General features: G+C 69.4%; 20 protein-coding genes. 18 read left to right on the top strand and 2 right to left on the bottom strand.

All coding sequences use genetic code 11. The features are described from left to right. The first annotated feature begins 222 nt into the window (after positions 1-222). Positions 223-741 (top strand): hypothetical protein, encoded by a 519-nt coding sequence (locus ACXNSR_RS08960; protein ID WP_458643232.1) that lies wholly within the window; start codon positions 223-225, stop codon positions 739-741. Positions 742-745: 4 nt separating this feature from the next. Here the strand turns inward: ACXNSR_RS08960 and ACXNSR_RS08955 are convergent, their stop codons facing one another. Beyond that, the gene (locus tag ACXNSR_RS08955) at positions 746-1,066 is read right to left on the bottom strand and encodes a ferredoxin (protein WP_030016354.1); all 321 of its coding nucleotides are present in this window, start codon (positions 1,064-1,066) and stop codon (positions 746-748) included. Positions 1,067-1,330: 264 nt separating this feature from the next. On the opposite strand from ACXNSR_RS08955, the gene arc reads away from it, so the two are divergent. From arc to prcA, 6 genes are all read left to right on the top strand, one after another. Next, the gene (arc, locus tag ACXNSR_RS08950; protein WP_189739954.1) at positions 1,331-3,097 is read left to right on the top strand and encodes a proteasome ATPase; all 1,767 of its coding nucleotides are present in this window, start codon (positions 1,331-1,333) and stop codon (positions 3,095-3,097) included. Between the two features lie 265 nt (positions 3,098-3,362). Continuing rightward, on the top strand, positions 3,363-4,874 hold the full coding sequence (gene dop / locus ACXNSR_RS08945) for a depupylase/deamidase Dop (protein ID WP_266598411.1): 1,512 nt from the start codon (positions 3,363-3,365) through the stop codon (positions 4,872-4,874). 199 nt (positions 4,875-5,073) lie between these two features. Continuing rightward, positions 5,074-5,286, top strand: a complete 213-nt coding sequence (locus tag ACXNSR_RS08940; RefSeq protein WP_030016348.1) for a ubiquitin-like protein Pup — start codon at positions 5,074-5,076, stop codon at positions 5,284-5,286. Between the two features lie 40 nt (positions 5,287-5,326). Then, entirely contained in the window at positions 5,327-5,914 is a 588-nt protein-coding gene (locus tag ACXNSR_RS08935) for an endonuclease VII domain-containing protein (RefSeq protein WP_458641584.1), read from the top strand. Next, positions 5,866-6,705, top strand: coding sequence for a proteasome subunit beta (gene prcB, locus ACXNSR_RS08930; protein ID WP_365275532.1), 840 nt, complete (start codon positions 5,866-5,868; stop codon positions 6,703-6,705). Before ACXNSR_RS08935 ends, prcB begins: the two co-directional genes overlap by 49 nt. Before the next feature lie 46 nt (positions 6,706-6,751). Next, positions 6,752-7,516 (top strand): proteasome subunit alpha, encoded by a 765-nt coding sequence (gene prcA, locus ACXNSR_RS08925; RefSeq protein WP_078909722.1) that lies wholly within the window; start codon positions 6,752-6,754, stop codon positions 7,514-7,516. Positions 7,517-7,588: 72 nt separating this feature from the next. On the opposite strand, the gene ACXNSR_RS08920 is transcribed toward prcA, so the two are convergent. Continuing rightward, positions 7,589-8,605 carry a LacI family DNA-binding transcriptional regulator gene (locus ACXNSR_RS08920; RefSeq protein WP_458641583.1) on the bottom strand — a complete coding sequence of 339 codons (1,017 nt, stop codon included), beginning with the start codon at positions 8,603-8,605 and terminating at the stop codon, positions 7,589-7,591. Positions 8,606-8,763: 158 nt separating this feature from the next. On the opposite strand from ACXNSR_RS08920, the gene ACXNSR_RS08915 reads away from it, so the two are divergent. The 11 genes from ACXNSR_RS08915 to ACXNSR_RS08865 all read left to right on the top strand — a co-directional run bounded on the left by ACXNSR_RS08915 (position 8,764) and on the right by ACXNSR_RS08865 (position 18,137). Then, complete coding sequence (locus ACXNSR_RS08915; protein ID WP_458641582.1) at positions 8,764-10,026, top strand: MFS transporter; 1,263 nt, start codon at positions 8,764-8,766, stop codon at positions 10,024-10,026. 140 nt (positions 10,027-10,166) lie between these two features. Beyond that, a complete protein-coding gene (gene pafA, locus ACXNSR_RS08910; protein ID WP_030016332.1) occupies positions 10,167-11,528 on the top strand; it encodes a Pup--protein ligase in 1,362 nt (453 codons plus the stop codon). A 127-nt stretch (positions 11,529-11,655) separates the two neighbouring features. Beyond that, complete coding sequence (locus ACXNSR_RS08905; protein ID WP_458641581.1) at positions 11,656-12,597, top strand: FKBP-type peptidyl-prolyl cis-trans isomerase; 942 nt, start codon at positions 11,656-11,658, stop codon at positions 12,595-12,597. A gap of 28 nt (positions 12,598-12,625) precedes the next feature. Further along, positions 12,626-13,018, top strand: coding sequence for an FKBP-type peptidyl-prolyl cis-trans isomerase (locus ACXNSR_RS08900; protein WP_458641580.1), 393 nt, complete (start codon positions 12,626-12,628; stop codon positions 13,016-13,018). 171 nt (positions 13,019-13,189) lie between these two features. Continuing rightward, positions 13,190-14,146, top strand: a complete 957-nt coding sequence (locus ACXNSR_RS08895; protein ID WP_458641579.1) for a helix-turn-helix transcriptional regulator — start codon at positions 13,190-13,192, stop codon at positions 14,144-14,146. 103 nt (positions 14,147-14,249) lie between these two features. Then, positions 14,250-15,218, top strand: a complete 969-nt coding sequence (locus ACXNSR_RS08890; RefSeq protein WP_458641578.1) for a helix-turn-helix transcriptional regulator — start codon at positions 14,250-14,252, stop codon at positions 15,216-15,218. Between the two features lie 14 nt (positions 15,219-15,232). Then, a complete protein-coding gene (locus ACXNSR_RS08885; RefSeq protein ID WP_030011077.1) occupies positions 15,233-15,460 on the top strand; it encodes a CpXC domain-containing protein in 228 nt (75 codons plus the stop codon). A 26-nt stretch (positions 15,461-15,486) separates the two neighbouring features. Then, positions 15,487-15,687: a hypothetical protein gene (locus ACXNSR_RS08880; protein ID WP_030723392.1), complete on the top strand. Its 201-nt coding sequence runs from the start codon at positions 15,487-15,489 to the stop codon at positions 15,685-15,687. A 168-nt stretch (positions 15,688-15,855) separates the two neighbouring features. Next, positions 15,856-16,143 (top strand): Sec-independent protein translocase subunit TatA, encoded by a 288-nt coding sequence (gene tatA, locus ACXNSR_RS08875; RefSeq protein WP_458641577.1) that lies wholly within the window; start codon positions 15,856-15,858, stop codon positions 16,141-16,143. A 47-nt stretch (positions 16,144-16,190) separates the two neighbouring features. Beyond that, complete coding sequence (gene tatC / locus ACXNSR_RS08870; protein ID WP_458641576.1) at positions 16,191-17,156, top strand: twin-arginine translocase subunit TatC; 966 nt, start codon at positions 16,191-16,193, stop codon at positions 17,154-17,156. Between the two features lie 81 nt (positions 17,157-17,237). Beyond that, positions 17,238-18,137: a diacylglycerol kinase gene (locus ACXNSR_RS08865; protein WP_458641575.1), complete on the top strand. Its 900-nt coding sequence runs from the start codon at positions 17,238-17,240 to the stop codon at positions 18,135-18,137. Positions 18,138-18,155: the final 18 nt, after the last annotated feature.

Below are 18,155 nucleotides of genomic sequence, written 5' to 3'. Positions count from 1 at the left end.
CGACCCACCCGGGAACTGCGCCACAGCGCCTTTTCGTTGTCCCGTGCACCAGCCCCGGACCCGGCCGTTCCACCACCCTGTGACGTGTGGCACGATGCTGGCTCCTCGTCACCCTTCGCACAGGAGACACCCCGCGTGCCGCACAGCCACGCCGAGACGGCCCCGCACACCCTGGAGCACAGCCGCACCAGGCCCGTCCACTGGCTCGCCACGGCCACCGCCATGGCAGCCGTCATAGCCGCCGCAGGACTCGTACAGCCCGCCACCGGCGCCTCGGCCACCGACACCACCACCGCCGCCGCGGAACCCCCCGCGCAGGGCCCCCGGGCCACCGCACCCGACCCGGCAGGGGTCACCTACCCCCTCGACTGCAAGGGCGCCCCCCAGACCGTCACCATCAGCGCCCAGGGCGACCTCGACGGCGACCGCCGCCCCGAGACCGTCGTCGCCGTCCGCTGCGACGCCGGCTCCGGCACCCCGCCCCACGCGATCTACGTACTCACCCAGGACCCGGCCGGGGCCACCGGCCCCCGCGTCGTCGCCACCCTGCTCGACACCGCCCGACGCCAGACCGCCACCGAGCTCACCGTGCGCGACGGCATCGTCACGGCAACCCTCGTCGGCTACTCCTCACCCGACGTACCCCGCTACAGCCCCGACACGAAACAGCTCGCCAAGTGGCGCTGGCACGACGGAAAATTCCGCCAGGAGCTGACGGACTCGGCCGCCAGGAGTGTTTGAAACGTCACTCCGCGTCGGGACCGAAGACCTCCACCCGGTCCGACACGCGCCGTACGTGAATGCAGTCCCCCGGACATTCCTTCGCCGAGTCGACCACGTCCTGGAGCAGCGTCAGCGGAACCGGAGTGGTCGCCCCCGCGTCCTGCAGCAGCTCGTCCTCCGGACTCTTCACGTACGCCAGACCATCGATGTCCAGCTCGAACACCTCAGGCGCGTACTGCACGCAGATGCCGTCCCCGGTGCACAGGTCCTGATCGATCCAGACCTCGAGCGGCTCGCCGGCCTCGCCGCCGCCGCCCGTCGGAGCCTCCTGCTGCACGGTCATATCTCCTGCCGTTCCCTGCGCTGAGTGATCCACCCCGGTCACCGCCCGCAGCAAGTCGCGCGAGCCCTGACGGGTGTTGAACGGTTCGACCTTACAACCGCCTGCTTCCCGAGTTTGATGGGTGGGTATTTCCTTGGCGTGAGGGAGTACGCAAGGGTGAAGATCGGACACACCTCTACCGTCTTTGTGATCTAGGGGTTTCAATCACCACCAGCCCAGGTAGGGTCAGGAAGCGTCCAGCTCCCCTTGGAGGAGGTGAGGACCGTGGCAGCCCACGACGACGACATCAACCGCGGCATCCGGCCCGCGCGAGGGTCCGAGGACCCCGCCGGCCAGGTTGCCTATCTCGAGCAGGAAATCGCCGTCCTGCGACGAAAGCTCGCCGACTCTCCGCGACACACGAGGATTCTCGAAGAGCGGATCGTCGAGCTCCAGACAAATCTGGCCGGCGTATCCGCACAGAACGAACGACTCGCGAATACCCTCCGTGAGGCCCGAGACCAGATCGTGGCCCTCAAGGAAGAAGTCGACCGGCTCGCACAGCCGCCGGCCGGTTTCGGTGTCTTCCTGCAAGCGAACGAGGACGGCACCGTCGACATCTTCACCGGAGGCCGAAAGCTCCGCGTGAACGTCAGCCCCAGCGTCGACCCGGAAGACCTCCGGCGCGGCCAGGAGGTCATGCTCAACGAGGCCCTCAACGTGGTCGAGGCCATGGAATTCGAGCGGGCCGGGGACATCGTCACCCTCAAGGAGATCCTCGAGGACGGCGAGCGCGCCCTGGTCGTCGGGCACACCGACGAGGAAAGGGTGGTGAGGCTCGCCGAGCCGCTCCTGGACATCACCATCCGCCCCGGCGACGCCCTCCTGCTCGAACCCCGCTCCGGCTACGTCTACGAGGTCGTCCCCAAGAGCGAGGTCGAGGACCTCGTCCTCGAAGAGGTCCCCGACATCGACTACGACAAGATCGGCGGCCTGGGCGACCAGATCGAGCTGATCCGCGACGCCGTCGAGCTCCCGTACCTCTACCCCGACCTCTTCAAGGAACACGAACTGCGGCCCCCGAAGGGCATCCTGCTCTACGGCCCGCCCGGCTGCGGCAAGACGCTCATCGCCAAGGCCGTCGCCAACTCCCTTGCCAAGAAGGTCGCCGAGGTGACCGGACAGGCAGCAGGAAAGTCCTACTTCCTGAACATCAAGGGACCCGAACTCCTCAACAAGTACGTCGGCGAGACCGAGCGGCACATCCGCCTCGTCTTCCAGCGTGCCCGCGAGAAGGCCAGCGAGGGCACCCCCGTCATCGTCTTCTTCGACGAGATGGAATCCCTCTTCCGCACCCGCGGATCCGGAGTCAGCTCGGACGTGGAGAACACCATCGTCCCCCAGCTGCTCGCCGAGATCGACGGCGTGGAAGGCCTGGAGAACGTCATCGTCATCGGCGCCTCCAACCGCGAGGACATGATCGACCCGGCCATCCTGCGCCCCGGCCGCCTCGACGTGAAGATCAAGATCGAGCGCCCGGACGCCGAGGCCGCGAAGGACATCTTCGCCAAGTACCTCAAGGCCTCGCTGCCCCTGCACACGGACGACCTGTCCGAACACCAGGGCTCCTCGGCCGGCACCGTCCACAGCATGATCCAGACCGTCGTCGAGCAGATGTACGCCGAAACCGAGGAAAACCGCTTCCTCGAGGTCACGTACGCCAACGGCGACAAGGAAGTCCTCTACTTCAAGGACTTCAACTCCGGCGCGATGATCCAGAACATCGTCGACCGGGCCAAGAAGATGGCGATCAAGGCCTTCCTCGAACACAACCAGAAGGGCCTGCGGGTCTCCCACCTGCTCCAGGCCTGCGTGGACGAGTTCAAGGAGAACGAGGACCTGCCCAACACCACCAACCCGGACGACTGGGCCCGCATCTCCGGAAAGAAGGGCGAACGGATCGTATTCATCCGCACCCTCGTCACCGGAAAGCAAGGCGCGGACACCGGACGCTCCATCGACACGGTGGCGAACACCGGTCAGTACCTCTGACAAAGCGGGGCGGCTGCGGATGCCCTCCCGGGCATCCGCAGCCGACTGCTTTACCCCACCCCATTACCGGCCTCTTTTCAGCCGGTGACGAGGCGGATCCAATGACGGAAATGATCTCCCCACCAGCGCGCAGTGGTTCTAGGCTCTTCCGTACCGCCGGACGCGCAGTGCGGGGACGGGCACCGCACAGGCACACGCACCGGAGCACCAGCGGTACTTGAGCGCCGCTCCCGAAAGGGGAGCGCCGCCGGGCAAGGAGGGCCGCATGACCGTACGGCGAGTAATGGGGATCGAGACGGAGTACGGGATCTCCGTCCCGGGGCACCCGAACGCCAATGCCATGCTCACCTCGTCCCAGATCGTCAACGCCTACGCGGCGGCGATGCACCGGGCGCGACGCGCCCGCTGGGACTTCGAGGAGGAGAATCCGCTGCGGGACGCCCGCGGCTTCGACCTCGCCCGCGAGGCCGCCGACAACAGCCAGCTGACCGACGAGGACATCGGCCTCGCCAACGTCATCCTCACGAACGGCGCACGGCTCTACGTCGACCACGCACACCCCGAATACAGCTCGCCCGAGATCACCAACCCGCTCGACGCCGTCCTCTGGGACAAGGCCGGCGAGCGGATCATGGCCGAGGCGGCCGTCCGCGCCGCCCAGCTCCCCGGCGCCCAGCCGATCCACCTCTACAAGAACAACACCGACAACAAGGGCGCCTCCTACGGCACGCACGAGAACTACCTGATGAAGCGGGAAACCCCCTTCTCGGAGATCGTGCGCCACCTGACCCCCTTCTTCGTCTCGCGCCAGGTCGTGACCGGCGCCGGACGCGTGGGCATCGGCCAGGACGGCCGCGAACACGGCTTCCAGATCAGCCAGCGCGCCGACTACTTCGAGGTCGAGGTCGGCCTGGAGACCACCCTCAAGCGCCCCATCATCAACACCCGCGACGAACCCCACTCGGACGCCGAGAAGTACCGCCGACTCCACGTGATCATCGGAGACGCCAACCTCTCCGAGATCTCCACCTATCTCAAACTCGGCACGACCGCACTTGTCCTGTCCATGATCGAGGACGGGTTCATCAACGTCGACCTGGCCGTCGACCAGCCCGTACGCACCCTGCACCAGGTCTCCCACGACCCCGACCTCCAGCACCTGATCACGCTGCGCAGCGGCCGGACACTCACCGCGGTGCAACTCCAGATGGAGTACTTCGAGCTGGCACGGAAGTACGTGGACGAACGTTTCGGGTCGGACGCGGACGAGCAGACCAAGGATGTGCTGGGCCGCTGGGAGGACGTGCTGGGCCGGCTGGAGAGCGACCCGATGAGCCTGTCGGGGGAGCTGGACTGGATCGCCAAGCGGGAGATCCTGGAGGGGTACCGGCGCCGGGACGGGCTGGAGTGGGACGCGGCGCGGCTGCACCTGGTGGACCTCCAGTACTCGGACGTACGGCCCGAGAAGGGCCTGTACAACCGCCTGGTGGCCCGCGGCAAGATGAAGCGCCTGGTGGAGGAGCCGGCGGTGGAGCGGGCTCAGAGCAAGCCCCCGGAGGACACGCGGGCGTACTTCCGCGGCCGCTGCCTGGAGCAGTACGCGGACGACGTGGCGGCGGCCTCGTGGGACTCGGTGATCTTCGATCTGCCCGGCCGGGACTCCCTCCAGCGGGTCCCGACGCTGGAACCCCTGCGGGGGACCCGCAACCACGTCAAGGAGCTCCTGGACCGCTGCCGCACGGCGGAGGACCTGGTGCGGGTGCTTTCGGGACAGTGAGGGGCGCCCGGGGGGCCTGAAAGGCCCCCGGTCCGGGAATCATGGAGAGAACCGGACGTTGTTCCGCGAGCTTTTGAACAAGTGCGGGGACGAATGTCGGACCCTCCCTATAGGGTCCGACGTAGGGTCTGATCTTGAGAGATCCCGAATCCCGGGGTCTCTCGACATGAGCGTGCGAACCGAGCGGGGTGAGGTAGACATGGCGACCAAGGACACCGGCGGCGGACAGCAGAAGGCGACGCGCTCGACCGAGGAGGTCGAGGAGGCGGCGGTCGAGGAATCGACCGACCTCAAGGAGCGCCAGGAGAAGCTCTCCGACGACGTCGACTCCGTACTTGACGAGATTGACGATGTCCTCGAGGAGAACGCCGAGGACTTCGTGCGGTCGTTCGTTCAAAAAGGTGGCCAGTAGGGCCATTTGACCTTCGAATCGAAGGTGGGGGCAAGGGTAAGTGTCCGAGGGTGCGAAGCGGTGTTCGCGCTGCAAGCAGGACAAACCGCGAGGGGACTTCGCGAGCAACCGCTCGGCGGCCGACGGCTTACAGGCCTATTGCCGCGAGTGTTGGGCGGAGTACTACAAAGCGCGGCAGGAGGTGAAGGGGCGGACGGTGCGGGTCAAGGTGGACGTGCCGTCCGGCCACAAACGGTGCCCGCAGTGCGAAGAGATCAAACCGCATTCGGAATGGGAGCCCAACAAAACCACCTCGGACGGATGGTCCAGCTACTGCCGTTCGTGTCGGGCTAAGCGCAACAGGGCGAGTTACTTCGTGCGGAAGTACGGCATTACCGAGGCCGAGCGCGACGAGATGATCGCTGCTCAGGGCGGGGTCTGCGTGATCTGTCGGATCGCTCCCGCCGAGCACGTTGATCACGATCATCAGACGGGTAAGGTCCGAGGCGTACTGTGCTTCAGCTGTAACGCAGCCCTGGGGCAGTTCAAGGATCGGCCGGACGTCATGAGGCGTGCAGCCGCTTACGTGGAAGGAAACCTGTGGAACCCAACACTCGTAGCACAGGGCGTCTACCGGCAGCCTTCCTGACGCCGGGGTCGTCGTCCTTCATGGACTTCCTGGGCGCGCACTCGCCCGAGATGCTGCCCGGCAACCGCAAGCTGCCGGAGGGTGTCGTCGAGGCGCCGCACGGGACGACCATCGTCGCCGCCACCTTCCCCGGCGGGGTGGTCCTCGCCGGTGACCGGCGGGCGACCATGGGGAACATGATCGCGCAGCGGGACATCGAGAAGGTGTTCCCCGCCGACGAGTACTCCGCCGTCGGTATCGCCGGTACGGCCGGCCTGGCCGTGGAGATGGTCAAGCTGTTCCAGCTGGAGCTGGAGCACTTCGAGAAGGTGGAGGGGACGACCCTGTCCCTGGAGGGCAAGGCCAACCGGCTCTCCACCATGATCCGGAGCAATCTGGGGATGGCCATGCAGGGCCTGGCCGTCGTGCCGCTGTTCGCGGGGTACGACGAGGCCAAGGAGAAGGGCCGGATCTTCTCCTACGACGTGACCGGCGGTCGCTCCGAGGAGCACGGTTACGCCGCCACCGGTTCCGGTTCGATCTTCGCCCGGGGCTCCATGAAGAAGCTCTTCCGCCCCGATCTGTCGGAGGAGCAGGCCACCACCCTGGTCGTCCAGGCGCTGTACGACGCCGCCGACGACGACTCGGCGACCGGTGGTCCGGACCTGTACCGCCACATCTACCCGATCGTCACCGTGATCACGGACGAGGGGTTCCGCAGGCTGACCGACGACGAGTCGCAGGAGCTCGCCCGTACGGTCACCAACCGTCGGCTGGAGCAGCCCGACGGCCCGCGCGCCGCCCTGCTCTGACCATCCGTCGCCCCGTAGGAGCCCAGAAGAAAGGGACGGACAGCCGGTGTCGACTCCGTTCTATGTGTCACCCCAGCAGGCCATGGCCGACCGGGCCGAATACGCCCGCAAGGGCATCGCCCGCGGTCGCAGCCTGGTCGTGCTGCAGTACGCCGACGGCATCGTGTTCGTCGGTGAGAACCCGTCCCGTGCGCTGCACAAGTTCAGCGAGATCTACGACCGGATCGGCTTCGCGGCCGCCGGCAAGTACAACGAGTACGAGAACCTGCGGATCGGTGGTGTGCGGTACGCGGATCTGCGCGGGTACACCTACGACCGTGACGACGTGACGGCCCGTGGGCTGGCGAACGTCTACGCGCAGACGCTCGGCACTATCTTCTCCTCGGCCGGTGAGAAGCCGTACGAGGTGGAGCTGGTGGTGGCGGAGGTCGGTGCGACCGCCGCGGGTGACCAGATCTACCGGCTGCCGCACGACGGGTCGATCGTGGACGAGCACGGTTCGGTCGCGGTCGGTGGCAATGCCGAGCAGATCAGTACCTTCCTGGATCAGCGTCACCAGGACGGGATGACCCTGTCGGAGGCGTTGAAGCTGGCGGTGCAGGCGCTGTCCAGCCAGGCGAACGGCGCGGACAAGACGATTCCGGCGGAGCGGCTGGAGGTCGCGGTGCTGGACCGTACGCGATCCCAGCAGCGCAAGTTCAAGCGGATCCGGGGCCGGCAGCTGTCGCGGTTGCTGGAGGCGGACGTGACGGCGGCGGTGCAGGCCGATGCCGTGTCGAACGACGAGGCGCCGGAGGACGACGCCGAGTAGGCGCGTAGAGGCAGTGTGTGCGGGGCCCCGGTTCGCCGTTCTCGGCGGGCCGGGGCTTCGTCGTGTCCGGGGTCAGGGGGTGGGGGTGGCGGTGGCGGTGGGGGCAGGGCCCGTGGAGTCGCGGACGACGAGTCGCACGGGGATGTCGGGGGCGGTCCAGGGGGTGCCTTCCAGGACGGCGAGGAGGGCGGTCATGCCTTGTTCGCCGACGCGTTCGGCGGGGAGGTGGACGGTGGTGAGTTCGGGTTCGACGGCGGTGGCGAGGGCGAGGTCGTCGAAGCCGGTGACGGAGAGGTCCTCGGGGATGCGCAGGCCGAGGCGGCGGGCGGCCTTGCAGGCGCCGGCGGCGAGGATGTCGTCGTCGCAGACGATGGCGGTGGGTCGGTCCTGGGGGGTGGCCAGGGCGGCCTCGGTGGCCGTACGGGCGGCGTCGACGGTGAGGGGGGCCCGTACGGTGCGCAGCTGGGTGCGGGGGCCCAGGAGGGCGGTGAGGGCTTCGGCGCGGGTCTCGAAGGTCCAGGAGTCGACGGCGGAGGCGAGGTGGAGGAAGCGGCGGTGGCCGAGGGCGAGGAGGTGTTCGGTGATCTGGCGCATGCCGTCGGCCATGGCGAGGTTGACGTGGGCGGCGGCGGTGCCGGCGGCGGGGTCGCTGTCGAGCATGACGAGGGGGAGGGTGTTGCCGCCGATGGCGTCGAGGGTGTGGGCGGCCATGGAGGAGGCGATGACTCCGTCGAGGGCGGCGCGGGCGGAGGCGAAGGGGTCGCGGGCGGGGCCGGTGCCGTCGGGGGAGGGGTAGAGGACGACGCCGAAGCCGTGTTCGGCGGCGACGCGGGCGGCTCCGGTGTAGACGCGGGCGAAGAATTCGTTGGTGAGGGCGGGGACGACGAGGAGGGCGGTGCGGGTGGTGCCGAGGCGGAGGTTGCGGGCGGCGAGGTTGGGCCGGTAGCCGAGGCGGGTGGCGGTCTCGCGGACGTGGGTGGCGGTGCGTTCGGAGACGCGGCCGGGCCATTTGTCGCCGAGGACGAGGGAGACGGTGGCCTGGGAGACCCCGGCGGCGGTGGCCACGTCGCGGCTGGTGGGTCTCGTCACAGGGGGCTCCTGAAGTGCGAGGTGGTGCGAGGTCGGGGGGTGTGGTCGGGTCCGTGGGGTGGACCGGCGGACTGCGGCCATGGTACGTATGAGGCTCACGTTATACGTATTACTTGGATGGCTCCCGGTTGGATCCGGGCGGAAGGTGGGGCGGAGAGATGGCCGCGGGATACGCGGAGCTGCTGAGGACCAGGCACGCCGCGAGGCTGCTGGTGGGCACGCTCGTGGGCCGGCTGCCCAATGCCACCGGGCCGATCGCGATCGTGCTGTTCACGCGTGCCGAGGGCGGCAGCTACAGCCTGGCGGGGGCGCTGGCGGCCGCGTACGGGCTGGCGAACGCGGTGGGTCAGCCGCTGCTGGGGCGGGCCGTGGACCTGTTCGGGCAGCCGCGGGTGCAGCTGCCGGCCGCGGTGGTCTCCGCGCTGGGCATGGTGTGGCTGGCGCTCGCGGGCACGGGGTCGGCGGTGGCCGCGTACGCCGCGGTGGTGGTCGCGGGGCTGTTCACGCCGCCGCTGGAGGGCGGTCTGCGGGCGCTGTGGCCGACGGTGCTGGGCGGCCGCGAGGAGAAGGTGCACGCGGCCTACGCGATGGACGCGGTGGCCCAGGAGGTCATGTTCACCGTCGGTCCGCTGCTGGTGACGCTGTTCGTGGCGATGTGGTCGCCGGCGGGGGCGCTGCTGGCGCTGAACGCGATCGGTGTGCTGGGGGCGCTGTCGGTGGTGGTCAGCGAGCCGTCCCGGAAGTGGCGCTCGGCGCCGCGGGAGGCGCACTGGCTGGGTGCGCTGCGCTCGCGCGGGCTGCTGGCGCTGCTGGGTGCGTTCTTCTTCGTGGGCATGGCGCTGGGTTCGATCACGGTGGCGGGTGTGGCGTACGCGGACGATCACGGCGGTCAGGCGGTGTACGGCTGGCTGATGGCGGCGCTGGGGCTGGGTGCGCTGATCGGTGGGGTGTTCTACGGTGCGCGGCAGTGGGCCGGGGCGCCGGAGCGGCGGCTGCGGCTGCTGGTGGCCCTGCTGGCGGTCTGCTACCTGCCGCTGATGCTGGTTCCGGGGGCGGTGGCGATGACGGCGCTGTCGGCGCTGTCGGGTGTGTTCCTGGCGCCCGCGCTGGCGTGTGCGTTCATCGTGGTGGACCGGCACGCTCCGGTGGGCACGGTGACGGAGGCGTTCTCGTGGCTGGTGACGTTCTTCGGTGTGGGTGCGGCGATCGGTACGGCGGCTGCGGGGCCGGCGGTGGAGCTGGGCGGTACCGCGGCGGGCTTCGGTGTGGCGGGCGTGGCGGGCTTCTCGGCGCTGCTCGTGCTGATGGTCACTCAGCGGGCGCTGGCAACGGGCGGGCGCAGTCGCGCGGTGGCGGGTTCGGCTGACGGTGTGTCGCAGGGCGCTGCTGACGTGCCGTCCGGGGTGTCCTCGGCGTCCTGATCGGCGGGTGCGCGCGATGGGCCGATCGGGCCGTGATCGGGGCGGCGATCGGGGCCTGGATCGGCCCGCCGAGGGGGACTGATCGAAACGGCGCTCCCGAACCCGGTTTCAGAAGAGGGCAGAAGGCGTAATGTTCAGTCATGGACCGCCGCATTTTCGGGCTGGAGAACGAGTACGGCGTCACGTGCACGTTCAGGGGACAGCGCCGACTGTCTCCTGACGAAGTGGCGCGCTACCTCTTCCGCCGTGTCGTGTCATGGGGCCGCAGCAGCAATGTCTTCCTGCGGAACGGCGCCCGCCTGTACCTCGACGTGGGTTCGCATCCGGAATATGCAACTCCCGAATGCGACAACGTGACCGAGCTGGTCACTCACGACAAAGCAGGCGAGCGCATTCTCGAAGGTCTGCTCGTCGACGCCGAACGACGCCTGCACGAGGAAGGAATCGCGGGCGACGTCTATCTCTTCAAGAACAACACCGACTCGGCGGGCAACTCGTACGGCTGCCACGAGAACTACCTGGTGGCCCGGCACGGGGAATTCTCCCGCCTGGCGGACATTCTCATTCCGTTCCTTGTCACGCGCCAGCTGATCTGTGGCGCCGGCAAGGTGCTGCAGACGCCGCGGGGTGCGGTCTACTGCGTGAGTCAGCGGGCCGAGCACATCTGGGAGGGCGTCAGCTCCGCCACGACCCGCTCGCGGCCCATCATCAACACCCGGGACGAGCCGCACGCGGACGCCGAGCGCTACCGCAGGCTGCACGTCATCGTGGGTGACTCGAACATGTCCGAGACGACCATGCTGCTCAAGGTCGGAGCCACCGACCTGGTGCTGCGCATGATCGAGGCGGGCACGGTGATGCGGGACCTGACCCTGGAGAACCCGATCCGGGCGATCCGTGAGGTCAGCCACGACATCACGGGTCAGCGCAAGGTGCGCCTGGCGAGCGGCCGGGAGGCCTCGGCGCTGGAGATCCAGCGGGAGTACTACGACAAGGCGGTGGACTTCGCGGAGCGCCGGGGGATCCGTACCGGTGTGGTGGACCAGGTGCTGGAGCTGTGGGGCCGCACGCTCGACGCGATCGACGCGGAGGACCTGGACCGGATCGGGACCGAGATCGACTGGGTCATGAAGTACCAGCTGATCGAGCGGTACCGGGCGAAGCACAACATGACCATGTCGAATCCGCGGGTGGCCCAGATAGACCTCGCGTACCACGACATCCACCGTCGGCGCGGGCTGTACTACCTGCTGGAGCGCAAGGGGCAGGCGGCGCGGATCTGCAACGACCTGAAGATCTTCGAGGGCAAGTCGGTGCCTCCGCAGACGACGCGGGCGCGGCTGCGCGGGGACTTCATCCGGCGGGCGCAGGAGCAGCGGCGGGACTTCACGGTCGACTGGGTGCACCTGAAGCTCAACGACCAGGCGCAGCGGACGGTGCTGTGCAAGGACCCGTTCCGGTCGGTGGACGACCGGGTGGAGAAGCTGATCGCGGGCATGTAGGACCCGCGCAGTGTCCGCAGTGTGACATCGCACTCCTCGCCGGGGCCCCGTACGTCTCTCGTACGGGGCCCCGTGCACGGCTTAGAGTGGCGAGCGACCGCTTTGCCGTCTGAGATCTGAGGAACACGTGCGCCGACTTGCCGGCCTGCTTGTCGTACCCCTGCTGCTGCTGACGACCGCAGCGTGTGGCGACGACAGCGGCTCCGACTCCGCCCAGATGAAGAACGGGGCTCCCGCGATCACCAAGGGCGCCGCCTTCGGGGAGACGCCCACCCTGTCGAAGGGGAAGGGCGCGCCGCCCAAGGAGCTCAAGGTGGTGACGATCAGCGAGGGCACCGGGCAGGTGCTCAAGAAGAACGACATCGCGCAGGTCCACTACCTCGGCCAGGTGTGGGACGGCAAGGAGTCGTTCGACAAGAGCTTCGGGCGGCCCGCGCCCTTCGACGTGACCATCGGTGCGGGCGCGGTCATCAAGGGCTGGGACCAGGGCCTGGAGGGCCAGAAGGTCGGCAGCCGCGTCGAGCTGGTGATCCCGCCGGAGCTCGGGTACGGCGCCCAGGGCTCGCCCCCGAAGATCGGGCCGAACGCCACGCTGGTGTTCGTCGTGGACATCGTCAAGGGCACGACCGTGCCGGCCTCGGCCACGGGCAAGGAAGTCGCCCAGGAGAACAAGGACCTGCCCAAGGTCGGCACGAACGCGGACGGCAAGGAAGTCTCCGTGACCGTCCCGAAGGACACGGCCGAGCCCGCCAAGCTGGTCTCGAACTACGTCCTGGAGGGTGACGGCGCGGTCGTGAAGGACACCGACAGCGTCGTCGTCAAGTTCAACGGCAAGACGTGGAAGGACGACAAGTCCTTCGAGAGCACCTACACCAGCGACCAGGCGATCACCTGGCCGCTGGGTGAGCTTTCGGTCAAGGGTCTGAAGGACGGCATCGTCGGCAAGAAGGTCGGCAGCCGCATCCTGCTGGTCATCCCGCCGGACCAGGGCTTCGGGGACAAGGAGCAGGGCACGATTCCGGCGAAGTCGACGCTGGTCTTCAGTCTCGACATCCTCGCGGTGATGTAAGACTGTTCCGGTTGACCGTTTCGTACGTATGAGGAGAAGTTCCGTGAGTGACCTCCAGAAGCCCGAGATCGACTTCCCCGAGGGCGAGGCCCCCAAGGACCTCGAGATCGTGGACATCTGGCTGGGCGACGGCGCCGAGGCCAAGAAGGGCGACCGGGTCTCGGTCCACTACGTGGGCGTGGCCTTCTCCACCGGTGAGGAGTTCGACGCCTCCTGGAACCGCGGTTCCGCGCTGCAGTTCCAGCTCGGTGTCGGCCAGGTCATCTCCGGCTGGGACCAGGGCGTCCAGGGCATGAAGGTCGGCGGCCGCCGCAAGCTGACGATCCCGGCGCACCTCGCGTACGGCGACCGTGGCGCGGGCGGTGCCATCGCCCCGGGCGAGACGCTGATCTTCGTCTGCGACCTGGTCAAGGTCGGCTGATCCGGACATCCGCGATCGGTGCAGGGGCCCCCGCCGTCCGGCGGGGGCCCTCGCTTTTGTCCGGGCGCGCCGGGGCGGTACGGTCAACGGTCAACGGGTCCGTCCGCATCCGGCCGCGGCCCGGGTGACGGTCCGACGGATGTGCAGGCGGAGAAGGGCGGAAGGGCGTCGATGGCGATTGCCAAGGCCGAGCGGCTGATGAATCTGGCGCTGTGTCTGCTGGGGACCCGCCGTCCGCTCAGCAAGCGGGAGTTGCGCGGTTCCATCGAGGCCTACATGGAGGCCGGCAACGACGAGTCCTTCAACCGCATGTTCGAGCGGGACAAGGACGACCTCCGCGAACTCGGCCTCGTCATCGAGACGGTGGAGAACCTGGACGGCGAGACCGGTTATCTGGCCCGCCGGGACAGCAACCGGCTGCCTCCCGTCTCGCTGGACGCCGAGGAAGCCGCCGCCCTGGGGCTGGCGGCCAAGGTCTGGCAGCAGGCGAGGCTGGCGGGGGCCGCCAGCGGGGCGCTGCAGAAGCTGCGCGCGGGCGGGATGCCCGAGGCGGAGGACCCCTACGCGGGGCAGCACAGCGCGATCGAGCCGCGCATCCCGGTCCACGAGGCGGCCTTCGAGCCGCTGATGCTGGCCTGCCGGGACCGTCGGCCGGTGGTCTTCGACTACCGCAAGTCGACCGCGGCCCGGCCCGAGACCCGCCAGGTGGAGCCCTGGGCGCTGGAGTGCTGGCGCGGCCACTGGTACCTGGCCGGCTACGACCGCGACCGGGGGGCGGAGCGGGTGTTCCGGCTGTCGCGGATCACCGGGAAGGTCCGCTCCCGGGCCGCGAAGTACACCGCCGAGGTGCCGGACGTGGTGACCGTACGGGAGACCGTGGCGAGCTGGGCCGGGGAGAGCGCGGACCGCTCCGCGCTGATCCGGCTGCGGGCCGGGGCGGGCTATCCGCTGCGGGCCAAGGCCACCGCGGTGCGTGAGGGCGGGGACGGCTGGGACGAGCTGGAGATCCCCTACGGGCACGGGCTGGACGCCTGGCTGGTCGAGTTCGGGCCCGACGTCGTCGTGGTCGGTCCGGCCGACCTGCGGGCGGACGTGGTGGACCGGCTGAGGGCCGTGGCCGGGGCCTGAGCGGGGCCCGATTCCGGGGCCCGCGGGCCCGGTGGCCGATCCGCGGCCGCACGTTCCACAAGAGCGACATCCAAGATGTGCCCTGAGGGGGAGACGTACCAGCATGGCTGCCAACGCCATCGACCAGACCCGCCGGATGCTGTCCCTGGTGACCTACCTGCGCGAGCGCCCCGGTGCGCACGTCGCGGACGTCGCGCGCGCCTTCGGGATCACGGAGGACGAGCTGATCTCGGACCTCGACGTGCTGCCCATGTGCGGGACCAGTTTCCGGGGCGGGGACCTGCTCGACATCGACACCGACGGGGAGCGCATCTGGTGGCGCAACCCCGACGCCTCGGGGGAGTCCACCGCCGAGCCGCTGCGGCTGGCCGCCGACGAGGCGACCGCGCTTCTGGTGGCCGCGCGCGCGGTGGCCACCCTGCCCGGGCTGCGCGAGAGCGACCGGGACGCCCTGCTGCGGGCCACGGCCAAGCTGGAGGCGGCCGCGGGCGAGGTGGCCGGGGCCAGCTCCCGGCTGTCGGTGACCTTCGAGTCCGAGGGCGGGGTCTTCGCGGACGTCGACCGGGCGATCGCGGAGCGGCGGCGGCTGTGGCTGCGCTACTACTCGCCCGCGCGGGACGAGCTGACCGAGCGCACGGTCGACCCGATCCGGCTCTTCGCGGTGGGGCACACGTACATGGAGGGCTGGTGCCACCTCTCGGAGGCCCGGCGTACCTTCCGCCTCGACCGGGTCGCGGAGATCCGGCTGCTGGACGAGCGGGCCGAGCCGCCCGCCATCGAGCCGCGCGACCTGTCCGAGGGCCTGGTCCAGCCGGCGGCCGAGGACCCGGAGGTCGTGGTCGAGGTCGGGCCGGGCGGGCGCTGGGTCGCCGAGTACTACCCGCACGACAGCGCGGAGGAGCTCGCGGACGGAGGCCTGCGGATCACCCTGCGCAGCCCGGACCCGGCCTCGCTGCGCCGGCTGGCGCTGCGGCTGGGCCGTGAGGGCCGGATCGTGGCTCCGGCCGAGCTGGCGGACAGCGCGCGCAGCGCCGCCCGGGAGGCCCTGGCGGGGTACGGGGAACAGGTCTGAGGGGAGCGCGGTCGATGTCGCCGACGTCCGGGCCCGTCGCCTTCAAGGCTTCCTGTCCCGACTGCCGGGCCCGTTTCGAGCTGGACGCGGGCGCCCTGCGGCTGGCCATCGGCGGGAGCAGGCGGACCACGTTCTATTCCTTCACGTGTCCCGAGTGCGGTGCCGCCGTACGCAAGCCCGCGGGTGAGCGGATCGTTGAACTGCTGACCGGTGGTGGCGTGAGCACCCTGCGCAGCATCTGACCGGGCGGGTGGCCTAGGCTCGCCCCATGCTGTGGCCGATGTTCGCAATTGTCCTGGGTTTCCTCGGAGTGGCCGTGCTCGCCGTGCTGGCGGTTCGGGTGTACGTGGAGGTGCGCAGGCTGGCCTCCCAGGTGGCACAGGCCAGCCGCCGGATCACCGACGCCTCGGCGGATCTCGAACGGGCGGCCGTGGACCTGGCCCGGGCGGGGCACGGTGTACGTCCCTGACGCGGGGCGCACGCGTGTGACCGGGGCATTGCGAACCTGCCCAGGTGCAAGCGAGGGGACCCCCGGGGATTGCCGGGCGTTAACCCCCTGGGGTTACGATCCTCGGTAGAGCAAGTCCTGGGCGCCCGTCCGGCGTGCTGTGAACCTCGGAGAAGAAGGAAGATACCCATGGGCAACTTCAGGGGTTGGGAAATCCTCGTCATCGTCGGACTGATCATCCTGCTGTTCGGCGCCAAGAAGCTCCCTGACATGGCCCGCTCCCTGGGCAAGTCGGCCCGCATCCTCAAGAGCGAGGCCAAGGCCATGAAGAAGGACGGCGAGAGCGACGACGCCGCCGCCGCGCCGGCGGACCAGTCCGCGCAGCAGCCCGTCGCCCCGCGTACCATCCAGGCCGCTCCCGGTGACGTCAGCAGCTCGCGTCCGGTCGGCGAGCCGAACCGCACCGCCCAGGGCTGACACCCGCCGTACACGCCAGTCATCTGCAACGAGACAAGGGACGTGGGTTGCTCAACTCTGCCCGCAAGCAGGAGAAGAAGGAACGGCAGGCGAAGAACGCCGAAGGGCGCATGCCTCTCGTCGAGCACCTGCGTGAGCTTCGGAACCGCCTGCTGAAGTCGGTCCTGGCGATCGTGGTGATCACGATCATCGCCGCGTTCTTCTACCGGGAGATCATCAACTTCCTGTTGAAGCCGATGCTGGACTCCGTCGGCTGTACCAACGGTGTGGTGACCCAGCGCAACGGCCGCCCCTGCGCCGACATGACCGTGAACGGCCTGATCTCGGCGTTCTCGATCGCCCTGAAGGTCGCGCTGATGGCCGGTGTGGTGCTGTCCGCCCCGGTGTGGCTGTACCAGCTGTGGGCGTTCGCCGCGCCCGGGCTGCACAGCCACGAGAAGAAGTACGCGCGCAGCTTCGTCGCGGTCGGAGCGCCCCTCTTCCTGACCGGTGCGGTGATCGCGTACAAGATCCTCCCGCAGACCGCGACGATCATGCTTGAGTTCACCCCCGACCACGCGCGCAACCTGCTGCCGGTCGACGACTACCTCGACCTGGTCACCCGCATGGTGATCGTGTTCGGCCTGGCCTTCGAGCTGCCGCTGCTGCTGATCCTGCTGAACTTCACCGGTGTGCTCAGCGGGAAGCGGCTGGCGGGCTGGTGGCGGGGCATGGTCCTCGGCATCACGATCTTCGCCGCCTTCGCGACGCCCACCGGTGACCCGCCGACGATGCTCGCGCTGGCCGTGCCCATCGTGGCCCTCTACTTCGCCGCCCTCGGCATCTGCCTCCTCAACGACCGCAGGCGCAGGCGCAACGACCCCGACGCGGACCTGAGCGACGACGAGGCCTCCCAGCTGGACCTCACGCCGTCGCCGATCGGCGCGCTGGAATCCGTCCCGGCTCCCGCGGCGCTGCCGGAACAGGCAGACGGCGGACGCCAGCGGATCAACGGGTACGACGACGCCACCTGACAGGTGCGCCCCCGGCTGCTGCCGGGCGGCGCTCCCGGGGGCGAAAGGGGTCCGGGAACGGGCTCCGGTACATTCCCGTGGATGAGCCACGAGGTCACCCTCTTCGTCAATCCCACAGCCGGACGCGGCCGGGGCGCGCACGCCGCGCAGCCGGCCGCTTCGGCTGTCCGCGAGGCCGGTTTCTCCGTACGGACCGTGGTGGGCGCCGACGCGCCCGACGCACTGGCCCGGCTGACGGCCGCAGTCCGGGAGGGCACCGGTGCGGTGATCGCGGTGGGCGGCGACGGGGTCGTCTCCCTGGCGCTCCAGGCCCTGGCGGGGACGCCGGTGCCGCTCGGGGTGGTCGCGGTGGGCACCGGCAACGACTTCGCCCGCGCGATGGGGCTGCCCGTACGGGAGCCGGCGCTGGCCGGGCGGATGGCCGCCGAGGCCGTCAAGGAGAGCCGGATCCGGGAGATCGACCTGGGCCGGGTGGGCGGCGACGGCTACGAGAAGTGGTTCGGGACCGTGCTGTGCTCCGGCTTCGACTCGCGGGTCAACGACCGGGGCAACCGGATGCGGCTGCCCGCCGGGCGGTTCAAGTACGACCTGGCGATGATCGCGGAGCTGGCGGCCTTCCGGCCGTTCCCTTACCGGATCACCCTGGACGACGGGCCGGTGATCGAGACCGAGGCCACGCTGGTGGCCGTCGGCAACGGATCCTCCTACGGCGGGGGCATGCGCATCTGCGCGGACGCCGTCCCCGACGACGGACTCTTCGACGTCACGGTCGTCGGCGACTGCAGCCGCGCCACCCTGCTCAAGGTGTTCCCGCAGGTCTACAAGGGCCGCCACCTGGGCCATCCGAAGGTGACCGTCCACCGGGCCAGGAAGATCACCCTGGAGGCGGCGGGCCTGTCCGCGTACGCGGACGGCGAGCCGCTGGGGGCCCTGCCGGTGACCGCCGCGTGCGTTCCCCGGGCGGTCCGGCTGCTCACTTAAATGATCGCGACTGTTGTC

Source organism: Streptomyces sp. NC-S4 (assembly GCF_054353315.1).
Note: the sequence above shows the minus strand (reverse complement) of the source record. Positions and strands in the feature narration are given on the sequence as shown.

Bases quoted from the DNA above. Each gene is read 5' to 3' on its own strand.
- ACXNSR_RS08885 (WP_030011077.1), top strand. From the start codon at position 15,233: ATGTCGCCGACGTCCGGGCCCGTCGCCTTCAAGGCTTCCTGTCCCGAC.
- dop (WP_266598411.1), top strand. From the start codon at position 3,363: ATGACCGTACGGCGAGTAATGGGGATCGAGACGGAGTACGGGATCTCC.
- ACXNSR_RS08955 (WP_030016354.1), bottom strand. From the start codon at position 1,066: ATGACCGTGCAGCAGGAGGCTCCGACGGGCGGCGGCGGCGAGGCCGGC.
- ACXNSR_RS08900 (WP_458641580.1), top strand. From the start codon at position 12,626: ATGAGGAGAAGTTCCGTGAGTGACCTCCAGAAGCCCGAGATCGACTTC.
- ACXNSR_RS08890 (WP_458641578.1), top strand. From the start codon at position 14,250: ATGGCTGCCAACGCCATCGACCAGACCCGCCGGATGCTGTCCCTGGTG.
- tatA (WP_458641577.1), top strand. From the start codon at position 15,856: ATGGGCAACTTCAGGGGTTGGGAAATCCTCGTCATCGTCGGACTGATC.
- ACXNSR_RS08960 (WP_458643232.1), top strand. From the start codon at position 223: ATGGCAGCCGTCATAGCCGCCGCAGGACTCGTACAGCCCGCCACCGGC.
- ACXNSR_RS08880 (WP_030723392.1), top strand. From the start codon at position 15,487: ATGCTGTGGCCGATGTTCGCAATTGTCCTGGGTTTCCTCGGAGTGGCC.
- pafA (WP_030016332.1), top strand. From the start codon at position 10,167: ATGGACCGCCGCATTTTCGGGCTGGAGAACGAGTACGGCGTCACGTGC.
- ACXNSR_RS08915 (WP_458641582.1), top strand. From the start codon at position 8,764: ATGGCCGCGGGATACGCGGAGCTGCTGAGGACCAGGCACGCCGCGAGG.
- ACXNSR_RS08895 (WP_458641579.1), top strand. From the start codon at position 13,190: ATGGCGATTGCCAAGGCCGAGCGGCTGATGAATCTGGCGCTGTGTCTG.
- ACXNSR_RS08940 (WP_030016348.1), top strand. From the start codon at position 5,074: ATGGCGACCAAGGACACCGGCGGCGGACAGCAGAAGGCGACGCGCTCG.
- ACXNSR_RS08865 (WP_458641575.1), top strand. From the start codon at position 17,238: ATGAGCCACGAGGTCACCCTCTTCGTCAATCCCACAGCCGGACGCGGC.